The 16,509-nt window shown below is 68.5% G+C and carries 16 protein-coding genes; 13 read left to right on the top strand and 3 right to left on the bottom strand.

Translation table 11 applies throughout. The features are described from left to right. Positions 1 to 30: 30 nt before the first annotated feature. From ABC271_RS16665 to ABC271_RS16655, 3 genes are all read right to left on the bottom strand, one after another. Entirely contained in the window at positions 31 to 1,473 is a 1,443-nt protein-coding gene (locus ABC271_RS16665) for a GH39 family glycosyl hydrolase (RefSeq protein WP_412925956.1), read from the bottom strand. Between the two features lie 18 nt (positions 1,474 to 1,491). After that, positions 1,492 to 2,655 (bottom strand): FAD-dependent monooxygenase, encoded by a 1,164-nt coding sequence (locus tag ABC271_RS16660; protein WP_412925955.1) that lies wholly within the window; start codon positions 2,653 to 2,655, stop codon positions 1,492 to 1,494. A gap of 170 nt (positions 2,656 to 2,825) precedes the next feature. Beyond that, the gene (locus ABC271_RS16655; protein WP_412926184.1) at positions 2,826 to 3,764 is read right to left on the bottom strand and encodes a LysR family transcriptional regulator; all 939 of its coding nucleotides are present in this window, start codon (positions 3,762 to 3,764) and stop codon (positions 2,826 to 2,828) included. A gap of 224 nt (positions 3,765 to 3,988) precedes the next feature. Between ABC271_RS16655 and ABC271_RS16650 the strand changes: the two genes are divergently transcribed. From ABC271_RS16650 to ABC271_RS16590, 13 genes are all read left to right on the top strand, one after another. Continuing rightward, complete coding sequence (locus ABC271_RS16650; protein WP_412925954.1) at positions 3,989 to 5,281, top strand: extracellular solute-binding protein; 1,293 nt, start codon at positions 3,989 to 3,991, stop codon at positions 5,279 to 5,281. A 75-nt stretch (positions 5,282 to 5,356) separates the two neighbouring features. Continuing rightward, a complete protein-coding gene (locus tag ABC271_RS16645) occupies positions 5,357 to 6,325 on the top strand; it encodes a carbohydrate ABC transporter permease (RefSeq protein WP_412925953.1) in 969 nt (322 codons plus the stop codon). 1 nt (position 6,326) lies between these two features. After that, positions 6,327 to 7,163 carry a carbohydrate ABC transporter permease gene (locus ABC271_RS16640; RefSeq protein WP_412925952.1) on the top strand — a complete coding sequence of 279 codons (837 nt, stop codon included), beginning with the start codon at positions 6,327 to 6,329 and terminating at the stop codon, positions 7,161 to 7,163. A gap of 72 nt (positions 7,164 to 7,235) precedes the next feature. Continuing rightward, positions 7,236 to 8,030, top strand: coding sequence for a TIM barrel protein (locus tag ABC271_RS16635; protein ID WP_412925951.1), 795 nt, complete (start codon positions 7,236 to 7,238; stop codon positions 8,028 to 8,030). Next, positions 8,027 to 9,541, top strand: a complete 1,515-nt coding sequence (locus tag ABC271_RS16630; protein WP_412925950.1) for a GMC oxidoreductase — start codon at positions 8,027 to 8,029, stop codon at positions 9,539 to 9,541. Before ABC271_RS16635 ends, ABC271_RS16630 begins: the two co-directional genes overlap by 4 nt. Positions 9,542 to 9,630: 89 nt before the next feature. Continuing rightward, positions 9,631 to 10,041 carry a C-glycoside deglycosidase beta subunit domain-containing protein gene (locus ABC271_RS16625; RefSeq protein WP_412925949.1) on the top strand — a complete coding sequence of 137 codons (411 nt, stop codon included), beginning with the start codon at positions 9,631 to 9,633 and terminating at the stop codon, positions 10,039 to 10,041. Then, positions 10,038 to 11,141, top strand: coding sequence for a sugar phosphate isomerase/epimerase family protein (locus ABC271_RS16620; protein ID WP_412925948.1), 1,104 nt, complete (start codon positions 10,038 to 10,040; stop codon positions 11,139 to 11,141). The genes ABC271_RS16625 and ABC271_RS16620 overlap by 4 nt, the downstream gene beginning before the upstream one ends. Positions 11,142 to 11,154: 13 nt before the next feature. Then, positions 11,155 to 12,189, top strand: a complete 1,035-nt coding sequence (locus tag ABC271_RS16615; protein ID WP_412925947.1) for a sugar phosphate isomerase/epimerase family protein — start codon at positions 11,155 to 11,157, stop codon at positions 12,187 to 12,189. Between the two features lie 24 nt (positions 12,190 to 12,213). Further along, complete coding sequence (locus ABC271_RS16610; RefSeq protein ID WP_412925946.1) at positions 12,214 to 12,996, top strand: nuclear transport factor 2 family protein; 783 nt, start codon at positions 12,214 to 12,216, stop codon at positions 12,994 to 12,996. A gap of 8 nt (positions 12,997 to 13,004) precedes the next feature. Beyond that, on the top strand, positions 13,005 to 13,421 hold the full coding sequence (locus ABC271_RS16605; RefSeq protein WP_412925945.1) for a C-glycoside deglycosidase beta subunit domain-containing protein: 417 nt from the start codon (positions 13,005 to 13,007) through the stop codon (positions 13,419 to 13,421). Next, positions 13,418 to 14,605 (top strand): Gfo/Idh/MocA family protein, encoded by a 1,188-nt coding sequence (locus ABC271_RS16600; RefSeq protein WP_412925944.1) that lies wholly within the window; start codon positions 13,418 to 13,420, stop codon positions 14,603 to 14,605. The genes ABC271_RS16605 and ABC271_RS16600 overlap by 4 nt, the downstream gene beginning before the upstream one ends. A gap of 11 nt (positions 14,606 to 14,616) precedes the next feature. Continuing rightward, entirely contained in the window at positions 14,617 to 15,621 is a 1,005-nt protein-coding gene (locus ABC271_RS16595) for a sugar phosphate isomerase/epimerase family protein (RefSeq protein ID WP_412925943.1), read from the top strand. Between the two features lies 1 nt (position 15,622). Next, positions 15,623 to 16,495 carry a ThuA domain-containing protein gene (locus tag ABC271_RS16590; RefSeq protein WP_412925942.1) on the top strand — a complete coding sequence of 291 codons (873 nt, stop codon included), beginning with the start codon at positions 15,623 to 15,625 and terminating at the stop codon, positions 16,493 to 16,495. The last annotated feature ends 14 nt before the right edge of the window (positions 16,496 to 16,509 follow it).

Here is a 16,509-nt window from a genome sequence, read left to right as displayed (position 1 = left end):
CCCATCGCTCTCATCCCGTCGCTCCCGCCGTCAGGCCGTGAGCTCCACGAGGAAGACCGACTGGGCCGACAGGGCGATGTCTAGCTGGAGGGTACCCGCCGCCGACACCGGCACCGGGCGCGGCCCCTCGACCACACCGTCTAGGGACGCGATCGTGGCGTGGACGGTGGCATCCGTCCACGGAAGGTTGCGCACCTCGACGCGAACCGACTCCACTCCCGCGGATGCCAGCTCGCTCCGCTGAGGCGGCAGCGTCAGTCCCAGCTCGATCCGCTGCTCGCCGATGGGGATGCGGAAGGTGAAGCGATCCTCCTCGCGGGGGGCGAGGGCACTGTCGGGCGCGACGTAGTTCGCCACCAGGATGCGCACGGTGTCGCCGTCGCGGCCGGCGGCGCAGGCGAGGCCCGATTCGTCGCCGCCCGAGACGGCGAGGCGCCGCCCGGTGAGTGCGCGGCCGGCCAGAACCAGCGCGTGGGAACGCTCGTCCGGGTTGCCGTCCACGTCGCCCACGCCACCCGCGTCGACGAACCCGTAATGCGGGTCGCGTCCGCTGTCGGCGCGGAAGAAGAAGGCGTGGTCGATGACCGTGTCCTGCAAGGAGATCGCCGTGGCGGCCTGGAATGCGCCCTTCTCCCCAGCCGGCGCAGAGCTACTCGGAACCGCGAGGTAGTTCCAGTAGCTGAGCGTCAGGTCGGTGTCGGTGAACCCGTGCCGATCGAGAACCTCCCGCAGCTCGCGCGACACGTAGCGGTAGTCGAGCGGATCGCGGGTTCCGTCGGTGAACCAGAGGAACGAGAAGAAGTGCAGGGGGAGGTCGTTCTCGCGCACGAACTCGAGGAAACCCTCGCGGTACGCAGAGCCCGCTTCGAGCGAGAAGGCGAGGGACGGTCCACCGACCGTCAGGCTGGCATCCACCCGGGAAACCGCCTCGCAGAACGCGCGGTACATGGCGTAGAACTCCTCGGGCCGCCCGGCGAAGTGCAGGGGGCCGAAGTCGGGCTGATCGCCGAACTCGTAGATGCGGACGGGTTTCGCGGGCCCGCCGGCCCACCCTTGCGAGTAGTGGCGGACGATGTGCTCGACGACGCGCCCGTAGACCTCGAGGTCCTCAGTGGGGAGCTTGTTCTTCGGGATCGAGCTGGCGACCGTGAACATCACCTCGGCGCCGATGGCGTGCACCGCCTCGACCCACTGATCGGTGGCCGCGAAGTTGTAGCTCGCGGGGTCATCGACGTCGGCGCTCCAGTCGGGGAACAGGCTCTCGGGGTTGTCGCGCGTGTCGAGGCGGGAGACCCAGTCGAACGAGCGGACGACCGTCACCCCCGCCTCGCGCCACAGCGGCGTCATGTCGGGGAAGTCCGGGTAGCCGTCCACAGGTCCGGGTACGCCGCCGACGCCGTTCAGCGGTCGGAAGGCGCTTTCGCGGGCGGCATCCACCACAAGGGTGCGGGTGGTGGCGGAAGTGTGCGACACGTGCGTCTCCTCGAGGGGTCAGTAGGGCATCCGCAGGAGGCGGTTCGCGTACTCGTTCGCGATCGGCTCGTCGTGGCGGAGGTGATCGATGCGCGCGCGGTACGTCTCGTCGGTGACGGAATCGAATTCCTCGAGCATCGACTCGATCGAGCGATCGAGGACGGCGCGCACGCGCGGAAGGCGGCGCTTCATGAAGTTCAGCTGCGCATCGAGCAGGGACTGATCCTTCGCGAGCTCCTGCGCAAGGACGACGCCGTCCTCGATGCTCATGGCGGCCCCCGACCCGAGGTACGGCGTCATGGTGTGCGCGGCGTCGCCCAGGATCATGACGCGGCCACGGAACCAGGGGTATGGCACCCACACGGTCGAGTAGGGCGTGTAGGCGACGTTCTCGGCGTGACGCACGTCTGCCAGCGCGTCGGCCAGGAACTCCGATCCGCGCGTGAGGGAGACCGCGCGATCGTGCATGATCTCCGCCATCCTGCTCGCGTCGTAGCGGGGGCGCCCCTCCTCGGCCACGGTGAGCACCATGTACATCGTGTCTTCCGACAGCGGCGTGAGCATGATCTTGCCGCCGTAGCCCTGGCAGATGATGGGCTGCATGATCTTGCGGCGGTTGGGGAGCCCCGCGCGCCACGCGACCCCACCGACCGGGCGGGGAGCGTACTTCTCACCGAAGTACTCGCGGCGGATCTGCGAGTGGAGGCCGTCGAAGCCGAGCACCAGGTCGTAGTCGACCTGGTCGCCGGTGCTGAAGGTGACGGTGGCCTTGTCGTCGTCCTGCGCGATCGCCGCGACGGTCGTGCTCATCCGGAAGGTGCAGCCGTTCTCGCGGGCGTGCCGCGCGGCGAGCTCGAGGAAGGCGATCCGCGACATCGTCACGCACCCGGGAAGGCCCTCGTCCTGAGTGCCGTAGCTCATGGTGCTGAGGAGGTTGCCCTCGGCGTCGTAGTTGTCGATCCCCGGCGCGGGATGGCCGATCTCGAGAACGTCCTCCAGCAGGCCGATGTCGCGCACGGCGCGCAGGCCGTTGATACGCAGCCCGAAACCGACGCCGGCGACACTGATCTCGGGCTTGTCGTCGATGACGTCGACGGTCGCGCCGATGCGGGCCAGGGCGGAGGCCGTGCTCAGGCCCCCGATCCCGGCGCCGACGATCAGGATGCGCAACGGTTCTGCCATGGTGTGCTCCTCACTGAGCGGGCGTCGAGATGATGAACGAACGCACGATTTACAGAATCAGGACGTTGGTTCTGATTTTGAAAGTAGCGCTCGGACACCGGGGATGAGCACCGATGGGAGCCGTGGCATCCCGATGCCGTCCATCACGATCGCTGATGCGAAGCAGCTGTTCAGTGCGGCGCGTGCCCCGCGGCGATCCGGCGGCCGGCTTCGGCGAAGAGGCCCCGCATCCACTCGTGTTCGGGATCGCGGTTGTGCGAGGGATGCCACCACAGGGCGCTCACGATGGGCGTGGCGGCGAAGGGCAGGGGCACGACGCGGATGCCGCCGATGCGCAGCAGGTGCGGGGCGAGCGCCGACTGCACGAGCCCGACGCGACGGGTGCCGCTGACGAAGTGGCCCACCGAGAGGAAGCTCTCCAGGACCACTTCGATGTGCGGTTCGACCCCGAGCTGCTGGATCTGACGCGCCGCGGAGGTGAAGGCCGAGCGCGACTGGAACGTGAGGACCCACGGCATGTCGGCGAGGTTCTCCATCGTGAGCGATTCGCCCACCTCGTCGTTGTCGTCGGCGACGACCGCCAGCCAGTCGTCCTGCCACAGATCGAGGTACGGCAGCTCCGAGACCGGGCCGTGCGGGATGACCATGCCGTCGGCGGAGCGCAGGCGGTTGGCGGCATCCTCGACGATGCCCGGGTTGTGCAACATGTACCGGAACCGCACCCCGGGGGCCTGTTCGGCGGCGAGCTGGGAGACGACGGTGCCCACGGTGACGAATCCGTAGTCGGAGCCGTAGATGGAGAATTCGCGCGTGGACTCGGCGGGCGACCACGACGCCTGGCTCTCGAAAACCCGGCGGGCGGCCTCGAGGGCCGTGCTCGTGTGATCGGTCAGGCGCACCGCGAACGGCGTGAGCTCGTACGTGTTCCCGCGTCGGGCGAGGATCTGGTCGTTGAAGTGCGTGCGCAGCCGAGCGAGCGAGGCGCTCAACGCCGGCTGACTGAGGTGGAGCCGGTCGGCCGCGCGTGTGACGCTGCGCTCGGTGAGCAGCGCGTCCAGCGCGATGAGCAGGTTGAGGTCGAGGCGCGACAGCGTCGCATGATCGGTCACCACGATGTGATCCTTCGCTCGGATATGCGTCCCGCCAGTGTATCCACGGGGTCTATGCGCCGCACCCCTCGCATCGCGGGGATGGATGCCATCGCTCCGGCGGGTCTTATGTGCTCTATCCGCAAGACTTATGTGCTTTTTCGGCGCATCCACTTGATACTGAGGAACACAGCACAGGCGCTCCACCGAAGGGGCCGCCGACAACGTCGTCAGAAAGGCTGGCCATGACCCAATCCCGCCGTCGCGTCACGCGGCTCGTTGGTCTTTTCGCTCTTCCCACTGCAGCAGCCCTCGTCCTCGCCGGATGCTCCGGCTCCACCTCCGGCGACTCCGGTTCGGGGGACGGGAAGTCGTTCACCTTCACGTTCGCGACCTCCAACAACCTCGAGAGCCCGTACGAAACCCTCGCCAAGGAGTACCAGGAGCAGCACGAGGGTGTGACCATCACCACCAACCCCACGCCGAACGACAAGTACGGCGAGACGATCCGCACGCAGCTGCAGGCCGGGAACGCCTCCGACGTCATCCAGACCACTCCGGGGTCGGGCGACGCCCGCGGCATCATCCCGCTCGCGGAGGCCGGATTCCTCGAGCCCCTCGGTGACACCGCGAAGAGCCTCATCATCCCCGGCAGCGAGTCGGTCTACACCGTCGACGACAAGGTCTACGGCCAGCCCCTCGACTTCACGATCGGCGCGGTCGTCGCGAGCCTCGGTACGGCGAAGATGAAGGGCCTGACCGACTTCCCGACCACCATGAGCGAGTTGACCGCGGCGTGCTCGTCGCTGCAGGGCCAGGGTGCGTCGCTCCTCGCCCTCGCCGGTGCCGCCGGCCCGAACGTCGGTCTGACCATCCAGGGCATCTCGGCGACCCGCGTGTACTCGGCAACGCCCGACTGGAACCAGCAGCGCGCCGACGGCAAGGTCACCTTCGCCGAGAGCCAGGGCTGGAAGGACACCCTCCAGACGTTCATCGACCTGAAGGACGCCGGCTGCTTCCAGCCCGGCGCCGAGGGCGGCGGCTTCGACGCCATCACGAACGGCCTCGCCCAGGGAACCTCGGTGGGCAGCTTCATCCCGTCGGGTGCCGCGGTCGAGATCTCCAAGGCCGCGCCCGCTGAGGCCGAGTTCGCCGTCGAGCCCTTCCCCGCCAAGAGCGGCAAGCCGATGGTGCTCGGGAGCTCCAACTACACGCTGTCGATCAACGCCAAGGCCAAGAACAAGGAGGCCGCGCAGGACTTCCTCGAGTGGATGGCGGAGCCCGATCAGCAGCAGCGCTACTACGAGCTCTCCGGCGAGCTGCCCGTGTCGGCCTTCGACAAGCTCGACCTCACCGGCACGATCTACGCGCCCGTGGCCGATCTGCTGAAGAACAAGCAGTACACGCCGCTGCCGAACAACATCTGGCCCAACCCCTCGGTCTACGAGGCGCTGCAGGTCGGCGGACAGGGACTGCTGACCGGTCAGACGACCATCGACCAGGTGCTCCAGAGCATGGACGCCGCCTGGGGCAACTGACCTCCTCCGCCGCCCGGGACCCCGAGAGGTCCCGGGCGGCGGAGCCGCACCCATCCCCACGGAGACGAGGACGTCATGAGCACAACCCTTCGACCGAGCGATGCGGCTCGGACCGAGACCGAGCGGGTGGTCCTGCCGCGCCGTGGACGGCGCCGGGCCCCGGCTCCGCGACGGCCCGGACTGCTGAAGTTCGGATACTGGTGGTGGGCCCTCCCCGGCATCCTCTTCGTCATCGGCATCCACTACGTCGCCACGAGCATCGGCGGGTTCTTCGCCTTCACCAACTGGACCGGTATCGGTGCCTTCGAGCTCATCGGCCTTGACAACTTCGTCAAGATCTTCCAGGACCCCACCAAGCTCGGTGCCCTGGGGAACACGCTGTTCCTGGCCTTCGGCTCGGTGATCCTCAGCAACATCCTGGGTCTGGCCTTCGCCCTCGGCCTCAACCGCGGCCTGAAGTCCCGCTACGTCCTGCGGACCCTCTTCTTCATGCCGGTGGTGCTGAGCCCCCTGGCCACCTCGTACATCTGGAAGTTCATCTTCGACTACAACGGTCCGCTCAACCTCGCGCTGCGGGGGGTGGGTCTCGGCAACATCGCCCGAGCCTGGGTGGCCGACCCGACCTGGGCGATCTGGACCGTCCTCGTCGTGCTGGTGTGGCAGAACATCGGCTTCGCGATGGTCATCTACATGGCGGGCCTCGCCGCCGTGCCGGTCGAGATCGAGGAGGCCGCCGCCATCGACGGAGCGAACCTCTGGCAGCGCTTCTGGCATGTGACGCTGCCCTCCATCCGTCCCGCGGTGGCGATCGCCACGACACTGGGCCTGGTCAACGGGCTGCGGGTCTTCGACCAGATCATGGCCCTCACCGGCGGCGGACCCGCCGCGGCCACCGAGACCCTGGCCACCCAGGTGTACAAGCAGTCCTTCGCCCTCGGCAACTTCGGCTACGGCGCAGCGCTCGCGCTCCTGCTCACCCTCATCATCCTGGTCTTCGCCGTCGTGCAGCAGCGCGTGACCGCCGGCCGCTCCGAGGAGTCCTGACATGTTCCGCTACACCAAGCTCACGGCGCTCCGCGAATTCGGCTTCTGGCTGCTGGCGCTGGTGTTCCTCCTGCCGTTCTACTTCCTCATCACGACGGCGCTGAAGTCCGACCGTGAGGTGATCACGTCGTCGACGCTGGCGCCCCCGGCGGCTCCGGACTTCGGGAACTTCGTGAAAGTGCTGACCGCGACCGGCAATTCGAACGTCGTCCTGGGCCTGGTCAACAGCATCGTGATCACCGCCGGCAGCATCGTGCTGATGGTGCTGCTCGGATCGCTCACCGGCTACGTCATCGCCCGCAGCACCCGCCGCTGGAGCCGCGCGGTGTACTACCTCTTCCTCGTCGCGATCGTGCTGCCCACGCAGCTCGGCACGGTGCCGCTGTACATCGGGGCTCGATCGCTCGGGCTCACCGGTTCGGCGTGGGGCATGATCATCCTCTACACCGGGATGCTGCCGCCGCTCGCGATCTTCCTCTACGCCGGGTTCTTCCGGGGCCTCGGAACCGAATACGAGGAGGCCGCGACCATCGACGGGGCCAGCCGCACGCAGATCTTCTTCCGCATCGTTCTCCCTCTGATGTCGCCGGCCACCGGCACCGTCGCGATCCTCGCCGGCCTCATCGTGTGGAACGACTTCTTCACGTCGCTGATCTTCCTGGGCGGCTCGGCCAACCAGACGCTCCCGGTCGCCATGTACTACTACATCGGCTCCCTCGTGTCGGCCTGGAACCAGATCTTCGCGATCGTCATCGTCTCGATGGTGCCGATCCTCGCCTTCTACCTCTTCGCCCAGAAGCGCTTCATCCAGGGCTTCGCCGGCGGCCTCAAGGGCTGAGACGCGTCCCCGATGGATGCCAGGACACCCGGCATCCATCGGTCGTCGCGCCCGCACAACGAAAGGACCCCCATGTACCAGCTCGCTCCCAACATCGAACTCCTCTTCACCGAGGCCGGCGACTACCACGACCGTGTACGCGCGGCGGCCGCCGCGGGCTTCGACGCCGTGGAGATGTGGGGTCCGACCGGCGCGGACGCTCCGGCGACGCCGAAGGACCTCCCGGCCCTCAAGGCCGCGCTCGAAGAGACCGGCACGCAGCTCACGGCTCAGCTGGCCGAGCCCCGCACGCAGTTCATGATCCCGCCGTGGGACCACTTGGAGTTCTACCGCAAGCTCGACGAGGGCGTCGCGATCGCGCAGGACCTCGGCTGCCCCCGCATCGTCGTCGGCAGCGGCACGGGCTTCGGCGGGTGGAAGCGTCAGGTGCAGCTCGACAAGCTCATCGAGATCTACCAGAAGGCGATCGCCCAGATCGCCGGCTCGGGCGTCACCCTTGTCCTGGAGCCCGTGAACGTCCGCGTGGACCACCCGGGTTCCCTGCTCGACCGCACGTCGGAGGCCGTCTACGTCGCGCGCGGCGTGGATTCCCCGCAGTTCGGTGTCCTCTACGACATCTACCACTCGGCCGTCGAGGGGGAGGACATGGAGGCGGAGCTCGCGAACGCCGGCGACCTCATCAGGTACGTGCAGCTCGCCGACGCCCCGGGTCGCGGTGAGCCGGGTACGGGCGACCTCGACTGGGCCGAGCGTTTCCGCCTGCTGCGCGGGAGCGGCTACGACGGGCCGGTCGGCCTGGAGTACTACCCGACCACCGCGTCGGAGGCATCCGTCGCCCACGTCGTCCAGATCGCGGGCGCGGCATGAGCGCGCGGGAGTACCCGGCATCCGTCGATGTCGTCATCGTCGGCAGCGGTCCGACCGGGGCGGCCTACGCGCGCGTGCTGTCGGAGCGTGCACCCGGCCTCTCGATCGCCATGTTCGAGGTGGGCCCGACCGTGTCGGATCCGCCCGGCGCCCACGTGAAGAACATCGCCGACCCCGCCGAGCGCGTTCGCGCGCAGGCCGCGTCGGAGGGGCCGGGGGAGCGCGGGACCAAGGTCGCGAGCCCGGGTGAGGCCAAAGCGGGGGTGCGCGGCGCACGCCCCGGAACGTTCCTGCTCGACGAGGGCTACGCCTTCGACGGCGAGGACGGCCTGCCGGTCGTGGCGATGTCGAGCAACGTCGGCGGCATGGCCGCGCACTGGACCGGCGCGTGCCCGTGGCCGAACGAGAGCGAGCGCATCGACTTCCTCCCCGACATGGACGAACTCCTCCTCGAGGCCGAGCGTCTGCTCGGAGTCACGCGGAACGCGTTCGACTCCGCCCCGTTCGGGGGGATCGTCCGCGAACGCCTGGCGGCCGCGGTGGACGCCGACCGCACGGAGGCGACGAAGGTGCAGCGGATGCCGCTGGCCGTGCACCGACGCGACGACGGGCGCCTCGTCTGGTCGGGGTCGGACGTGGTTCTCGGCGACGTCACGCGCGAGAACCCGAACTTCTCGCTGATCGACGAGTCGCTCGTGACCTCCGTGGTGCTCGCCGACGGGCGCGCGGCGGGCGTCGTCGTGCGCGACCTGCGGTCGGGCCAGGAGCACGAGATCGCGGCGCGGGCGGTCGTCGTGGCCGCCGACGCACTGCGCACGCCGCAGCTGCTGTGGGCATCGGGCGTGCGCCCCGCCGCCCTCGGCCGCTACCTCAACGACCAGGCCCAGGTGGTGTACGCGTCGCGGCTGCGTGACGTCGCACCCCTCGGGGACGACGCTCCGACGACGGGGCTCGCCGAGTACAGCGGCGTCAGCTGGGTTCCGTTCACCGACGCCGTCCCGTTCCACGGGCAGATCATGCAGCTCGACGCCTCGCCCATCGCGCTTGCCGATGACGACCCTGTCATCCCCGGGTCGATCGTCGGTCTCGGGCTGTTCTGCGCGAAGGACCTGCAGTCCGACGACCGGGTCGAGTTCGACGACGAGCACCTCGACGGATACGGGATGCCGGCTCCCCGCATCCACTACACCCTCTCCGATCGTGATCGGGAGGTGATCGAACGGGCACGCGAAGAGATCACGCGGCTGGCCGACGCGATCGGCGACCCGGTCGGTGACCGCCCGTTCACGCTCCCGCTCGGGTCGTCGCTGCACTACCAGGGCTCGACGCGCATGGGTGTCGCTGACGACGGGACGAGCGTGTGCGACACCGGCAGCCAGGTCTGGGGCGTGCCGGGGCTGTTCGTCGCGGGCAACGGCGTCATCCCCACCGCGACCGCGTGCAATCCGACGCTGACGTCCGTGGCGCTGGCCGTCCGCGGGGCCCGCGGGATCGCGGCATCCCTCGTCTGATTCCTTGCTTATGCAGGAATCCGACAATAGACTGTAGAAATCAAGACAAAGAAGTCTGCGGCTTCGGTCGCACCGACGAGGAGGTCCCGGTGATCCCGGATCGCATCATCGAACAGGGCACGCTGAGCGCCCACGACGGACGCGCGGCGGTCGAAGTCCGCCTGCCCTGGTACCGGGCGCTCCCGGCATCCTGCATCTCGGCGGCGAAGCTCACGATCGACGGCGTCGAGGCTCCGGCCGAGTCGCTGCGCTGGCAGATGAACGGTGAGGAGTTCACCTTCGCCGAGATGAAGACGAACACCCGGGAGTGGTGGTTCCCCACCGACTCGGCCGTGCTCTCGGGCGACCTGGCGCTGGCCGCGGAAGGCGAGCACGACGTGCGCGTCGATCTCGAGCTCTACATCCCGTACATCATCATCGCCGACGACCAGGTGCTCCACATCGAGGAGCACGACACGAAGACGATGTCCGTCCGCACTGCCGAGGAGGCCCTCGCATGACCGCGCAGAAGGGCACGCCCCTCCAGGGCGTCACGCTGTACAGCTTCACCCGCGCGTTCCACGGACGCGAGTACGACCTCGACCAGCTCATCCGCAAGACCGCGGCCGAGGGCTTCGGGCCGGGCCTGGAGATCATCGGGTTCTCGAGCTTCCGCGGATTCCCCGAGATCGACGACCACTTCGCCGGCCGCTTCTCCGACCTGATCGACGAGGTCGGCCTCGTCCGTACGTCGCTCGCGGTCAACGCCGACATCGGTCTGCGTCCCGACAAGCTCATGGACCAGGACGAGCTCATCGCGTACATGCGCAAGCAGATCGCGGCGGCGGCAAAGCTCGGCTTCCCGATCGCGCGCGTGCAGATCTCGCTGACCCCCGACTCGATGGAGGCGCTCGCCCCCATCGCCGAGGAGTACGGCGTCACGCTCGCGCTCGAGGTCCACGCCGACCAGTACGCCTCGCACCCGCGCATCCTCGCCCTCCGCGACCGCTACGAGAAGGTCGGCTCGCCCTTCCTCGGCTTCACGATGGACTGGGGCGCCACGGTGACCGGCTTCGCGCCGTCGCTCCTCGAGGCGTACCGCCGCCGCGGCGCGTCCGAGGAGCTGCTCGCGGCCGTCGTCGCCCTCTGGGACGAGTACTACGAGCAGGGTCCGCCCGCCGACCAGGCCGACCACGGTCAGCGCTTCGGCCGGTTCATCGGGCTCTCGCACCAGTTCGGCCGCCCCGACCTCGGTATCGACTTCGGCATCAACGGCACCGGACTCTTCGGCCCGGCCCGGGTCGACGACTGGCTCGAGATCATGCCCTGGGTGCGCCACGTGCACGGCAAGTTCTTCGGGATCGACGAGAACGGTCAAGAACCCTCGGTGCCCGTCGCCGATCTCATCACGCTGCTCGTCGACAACGGCTACAGCGGTGCCGTGTCGAGCGAGTACGAGGGCTGGCACTGGAACCACTGGCAGAGCCCGTTCGAGATCATCCGCGCCGAGCAGGCGATCCAGCGCACGGCCGCCGAGGCCGCTGGCTCGCGCATGATCACGGATGCCGCCGAGGCTCGGCGCGTCTTGGACACCCACCTCGCGCACGCCGTGCGCGCCTGAAAGGACACCCGCCATGAGTGACGGCATCGCCGGGACCGGCATCACGCTCGGGACCACCCTGTATTCGATGACGAGCGAGTTCGCCGCGGGGCTGTACACGCCCGAGACGCTAATCCGCGAGGTGCACGACCAGGGCATCGGACCGGGCGTGGAGTTCAACTTCGCGCAGCTGCTGCGGTCGTACCCCGACGTCGATGACGACTTCGTGAAGCTGTGGTTCGACTCGCTCGAGAAGTACGGCCTCGAGGCCAGCGCGGTCGGTACCAACCTCGACATGGGTCGCCGCAAGGACCGCGACATGACGCCCGATGAGGAGCACGACTTCCTCGCCCGGCAGCTGAAGGCCGCGCACACGCTCGGCTTCAAGAAAGTCGTCATCCGCTCGCACGGCAAGGATCTGCTGCGCAGCCTCCTCCCGCTCGCCGAGAAGTACGACCAGAAGCTCGGGTATGAGATCCACGCCCCGTCGGGTCCGAACGACCCGCACGTGCTGCAGATCCGCGAGATGTACGACGAGCTGCAGTCCGACCGCCTCGGCTTCACCGCCGACTTCTCCTCGACCATGCACTCCCTCTCCCCGACGTTGCTGCGCACGCTCGGCCAGATGGGCATGGACGAAAAGCACTTCCCCGTCATGGAGGAGATCTGGCACGAGCCGACGCCCATGCACGTGCGCAACCAGAAGTTCGAGGACTACCTCTCGGGCGAGGGTGTCGACCCCCTGCGCTTCGGACCGTTCACGCGCCTCGCGTTCAACATGCACGGGCTCGTGCCGCCGGAGGAGTGGCTCGACATCATGCCGCAGATCTTCCACGTCCACGCGAAGTTCTACGACATCGGCGCCGACGGGCAGGAGCCCGCCATGGACATCCCGCGCATCGTGAAGCAGTTCGTCGAGGGCGGATACCAGGGCTACCTCTCGAGCGAGTGGGAGGGTCACGCCTTCAGCGACCTCGGCGAGAGCGACCCCATCGACCTCGTGAAGAAGCAGCACGCGCTCATGCGCACCGCCATCGAAGAGTCCGTCGCCGCGCGCCAGCCGGCCTGACACCCGCATCACGAAGGAGTACCCGTGTCGAACACCACCACCGAGGCATCCATCTCGGACCTCGTCGCCGAAGTCTCGCGTCTGCGCGAGCAGGTCGAGGCCGCCCAGGCCCTCGCGCAGCGCGCCGAGGACCGCGGACAGGTCGAGAACCTGTTCAACCGCTACATGTACCTGCACAACGCGTTCGAGGACGAGCAGATCATCCCGATGTGGGTGAACGAGGGCACCGAGGGCATCCGCGCCCGGTACACCAACGCCGGTCAGTACACGACGTGGCAGAGCGTCACCGATTACCACCGCGGTCGCCCCCACCCCGAGGGCAAGCTGATCCTCCACGCCACGAACACGCCCGTGATCGAGGTCGCCGCCGACGGCAAGACCGCCAAGGGCGTCTGGATGATGGCCGGCACCGAGTCGGGCCTGACCGACCCGACCGTGGCCGAGGCGTTCCCCGACATGTACTCGCCCGACGAGGTGCTCGGCAAGAAGGTCTGGGCCCACTGGGTGTGGTGCAAGTACGCCATCGACTTCCTCAAGCAGGACGGCGAGTGGAAGTTCTGGAAGTTCCGCTGCTACGAGCTGGCCCGCGCCCCCTTCGAGGAGAACTGGGTGAGCTTCGGCCTGAAGAACCAGGGCGCGTTCGACCTCGACCTCATGTACTTCGGCGACGACGGCAAGCCCGTCTTCATGCCCCCGGCCGACGAGCCGGTGCCGTCGAAGAACCACCCCTACAGCCCCGAGACGACGCAGAAGCTCGAGCCCGTTCCGCCGGTCGCGCACGAGCACTTCGTCGACACCTTCGCCTAGGAGCCACCGTGGCCACTCACAATTCCCTCTTCGCCGAGAAGGACGTCCGTCGCACCGACGACGGGCTCGCCGTATCGCTCCAACTGCCGTGGTATCGCAGCCTCTGGCTGTCGGCCGTGGATGGCGTCGCCGCCACGGTGAACGGTGTCGAGGTCCCGACGGAGGACCTGCGCTTCTCACTCGAAGGCCGCGAATACCGCGTCGAGGAGCTGCCCGAGCAGTCCGACACCCTGTGGTTCGTCGCCGACCGACCCGACGTTCTGATCCACCTCGACACCCCGCCCGCGGCGGGCGAGACGGTCACCGTCGAGGTCGTCCTGACGATGCGTCTGCTCTACATGCAGATCATGCCGGGCGCCGACGGCGGTCCCGGCCGCTACGTCACCAACCGCGTGCCCGTCGAGCGCGAACTGGTGCTGGCATGACCTCCGCCCAGCCCCTCCGCGTGGCGATGATCGGCTACGGCTTCATGGGGGCGGCGCACTCGGTCGGGTGGCGGCAGGCGCCGCGGATGTTCGACCTGGCGCGCCCGGTGGAGATGAGCGTCGTCGTCGGTCGGAACGCGGATGCCGTGGCATCCGCTGCCGCGAAGTGGGGCTGGGCGGACTCGGCCACCGACTGGCGCGGGGTCATCGCGCGCGACGACATCGACATCGTCGACATCGTCACCCCGGGTGATTCGCACGCCGAGATCGCGATCGCGGCGCTCGAGGCGGGCAAGCACGTGCTGTGCGAGAAGCCGTTGGCGAACACCGTCGCCGAGGCCGAGGAGATGGCCGCGGCGGCGGAGCGGGCGCGGGCGCGCGGCATCCGGTCGATGGTCGGATTCACGTACCGTCGCGTGCCGGCGGTGACGCTGCTGCGCGACATGATCGCCGAGGGTGCCGTCGGTACCGTCCAGCAGGTGCGCGCGGCGTACCGGCAGGACTGGCTCGTCGACCCGCGGATGCCGCTCGCATGGCGTCTGCAGAAGGAGCACGCCGGATCGGGCGCGCTGGGCGACATCGGCGCGCACATCATCGACATGACCCAGTTCGTGACGGGTCTCGGCATCGAGAGCGTCACCGGCACCCTCGAGACGATCGTGAAGCAGCGACCGCTGCAGGCCTCCGGTTCGGGGCTGTCGGGCGCCGCCGGCGAGGGCGTCGGCGACGTCACCGTCGACGATGCCGCGATCTTCACCGGGCGCCTGTCGAACGGCGCGCTGGCGTCGTTCGAGGCGACGCGGTTCGCGACCGGCCGCAAGAACGCCCTGACGATCGAGGTGTCCGGCGACCGCGGCGCGCTCGCGTTCGACCTGGAAGACCTCAACAGCCTGCAGTTCTACGACCGCACGGCGCCCGAAGGCCGCCAGGGCTTCACGCAGATCCTCGTCACCGAGCCCGTGCATCCCTATGTGGCGGCATGGTGGCCCGCGGGGCACATGCTCGGTTACGAGCACGGGTTCAGCCACCAGGTCGTCGACCTCGTCGACGCGATCGGCGGCGGGACCGACCCCCACCCCTCGTTCGCGGAGGGCCTCGCCGTGCAGCGGGTGCTCGACGCGGTCGAGCGCAGCTCCTCCGCCGACGCGGCGTGGACGAGCGTCGCATCCTCCCTTCCTGCTTGAAAGGTTTCGTCATGGCACGCCCGATCACCCTGTTCACCGGCCAGTGGGCCGACCTGCCGTTCGAAGAGGTCGCACGCCTCGCGGGCGAGTGGGGCTACGACGGCCTCGAGATCGCCTGTTGGGGCGACCACATCGACGTCTCCCGCTGGGACGACGCCGACTACGTCCAGTCGCGGCTCGACATCCTCGAGCGCAACGGCCTGAAGGTGTGGGCGATCGCGAACCACCTCGTCGGTCAGGCGGTGTGCGATGACCCGATCGATGAGCGGCACCACGACATCGTGCCCTCGCGCGTGTGGGGCGACGGGGATGCCGAAGGGGTGCGGCAGCGCGCCGCGGAAGACCTCAAGAACACGGCCCGGTTCGCCGCAAAGCTCGGCGTATCGACCGTCACCGGCTTCAGCGGGTCGAGCATCTGGAAGTACGTCGCGATGTTCCCGCCGGCATCCGAGGCGATGATCGAGGCGGGCTACCGCGACTTCGCCGAACGGTGGAACCCGATCCTCGATGTCTTCGACGAGGTCGGCGTGCGTTTCGCGCTCGAGGTGCACCCGTCCGAGATCGCGTACGACTACTGGACCGCGAAGAAGACGCTCGAGGCCATCGGTCATCGCGACAGCTTCGGCTTCAACTTCGATCCGTCGCACTTCGTGTGGCAGCAGCTGGATTCGGTCGCGTTCGTCCTGGACTTCGCCGACCACATCTTCCACGTGCACTGCAAGGAATCGGTGACCAACCTCGACGGCCGCAACGGCGTCCTCGGGTCGCACCTGTCGTGGGACAACCCGCGCCGCGGGTGGACGTTCGTGTCCACCGGCCACGGCGCCGTGCCGTGGGAGCCTCTGTTCCGCGCGCTCAACGCGATCGGCTACGACGGTCCCACGAGCGTGGAGTGGGAGGACGCCGGCATGGACCGTCTCGTCGGCGGCCCCGAGGCTCTCGCCTTCGTCCGCAAGCTCGCCCAGATCACCCCGCCGCACCAGCTCTTCGACGCGGCGTTCTCTCGGAAGGACTGACATGACGGACGTCCTGAACGTGCTCATCCTCTCGGGGCACATGACCGTCGAGCACGACAACGCCCACCGCAGCTTCCGGCTGCACAACCAGTGGATCACGACGCTCCTGGAGGACACCGGACGCTTCAAGGTCCGCGTCGTCGAGGACCCGCGCGGGCTGCCGGCGAGTGTCATCGACAAGTACGACGTGCTGATCGTGGTGTTCGAGGGTCGCGACGGATACCACGACATCGCGACCGGCTTCGGGGCGGAGACGGATGCCGCGATCCTGCGGTTCGTCCACGACGAGGGCAAGGGCATCGTGTGGTTCCATGGCTCCGCCGCGCAGGAGGACCGCTGGGGCTACCCCGAGGAGTACAACGTCATGCGCGGCGCCAAGCTCAGCGCGTGGGAGACGGGTCTGCGTCCCCGCCCGTGGGGCGAGGCGCTGTTGCGGACCACCGAGCCCCGGCATCCGATCACCGAGGGCATCAACGAGACGTGGACCGTCACCGGCGACGACATCCTCGTCGGCGTTCAGATGTACGAGGGCGCCCAGGTGCTGCTCACGACGTTCGACGACCTCGAGGCGTACGAGAAGGCGCCCGTCTGGCCCATGTCGCACTACCCCGTCGACATCCCGCCGGAGGGCATTGCGGCGCTGCCGGGCATCAACACCGACCAACCGCTCGCGTGGATCAACGAGTACGGCGCGGGTCGGTCGTTCACGATCACGATCGGGCACGACATCGACACGTTCCGGCGGATCGAGTTCATCCGCATGTTCCCGCGCGGCGTCGAATGGGCCGCGACCGGCGAGGTGACGTTGACTGGTCCGGACCGCCGTGGCGACCGACGCATCAACCCCTGGCCGTACTACAACGGCGAGGCGTGATGCCGTCCGTGGGC

The sequence above is a fragment of the Microbacterium canaveralium genome (assembly GCF_047238045.1).
Taxonomy (GTDB): Bacteria; Actinomycetota; Actinomycetes; order Actinomycetales; family Microbacteriaceae; genus Microbacterium.
This window is presented reverse-complemented; position numbering and strand designations above follow the sequence as displayed.

Excerpts from the sequence above, each read along its gene's own strand:
- ABC271_RS16660 (WP_412925955.1), bottom strand. The coding sequence starts at position 2,655 with ATGGCAGAACCGTTGCGCATCCTGATCGTCGGCGCCGGGATCGGGGGC.
- ABC271_RS16650 (WP_412925954.1), top strand. The coding sequence starts at position 3,989 with ATGACCCAATCCCGCCGTCGCGTCACGCGGCTCGTTGGTCTTTTCGCT.
- ABC271_RS16645 (WP_412925953.1), top strand. The coding sequence starts at position 5,357 with ATGAGCACAACCCTTCGACCGAGCGATGCGGCTCGGACCGAGACCGAG.
- ABC271_RS16640 (WP_412925952.1), top strand. The coding sequence starts at position 6,327 with ATGTTCCGCTACACCAAGCTCACGGCGCTCCGCGAATTCGGCTTCTGG.
- ABC271_RS16635 (WP_412925951.1), top strand. The coding sequence starts at position 7,236 with ATGTACCAGCTCGCTCCCAACATCGAACTCCTCTTCACCGAGGCCGGC.
- ABC271_RS16630 (WP_412925950.1), top strand. The coding sequence starts at position 8,027 with ATGAGCGCGCGGGAGTACCCGGCATCCGTCGATGTCGTCATCGTCGGC.
- ABC271_RS16620 (WP_412925948.1), top strand. The coding sequence starts at position 10,038 with ATGACCGCGCAGAAGGGCACGCCCCTCCAGGGCGTCACGCTGTACAGC.
- ABC271_RS16615 (WP_412925947.1), top strand. The coding sequence starts at position 11,155 with ATGAGTGACGGCATCGCCGGGACCGGCATCACGCTCGGGACCACCCTG.
- ABC271_RS16600 (WP_412925944.1), top strand. The coding sequence starts at position 13,418 with ATGACCTCCGCCCAGCCCCTCCGCGTGGCGATGATCGGCTACGGCTTC.
- ABC271_RS16595 (WP_412925943.1), top strand. The coding sequence starts at position 14,617 with ATGGCACGCCCGATCACCCTGTTCACCGGCCAGTGGGCCGACCTGCCG.
- ABC271_RS16590 (WP_412925942.1), top strand. The coding sequence starts at position 15,623 with ATGACGGACGTCCTGAACGTGCTCATCCTCTCGGGGCACATGACCGTC.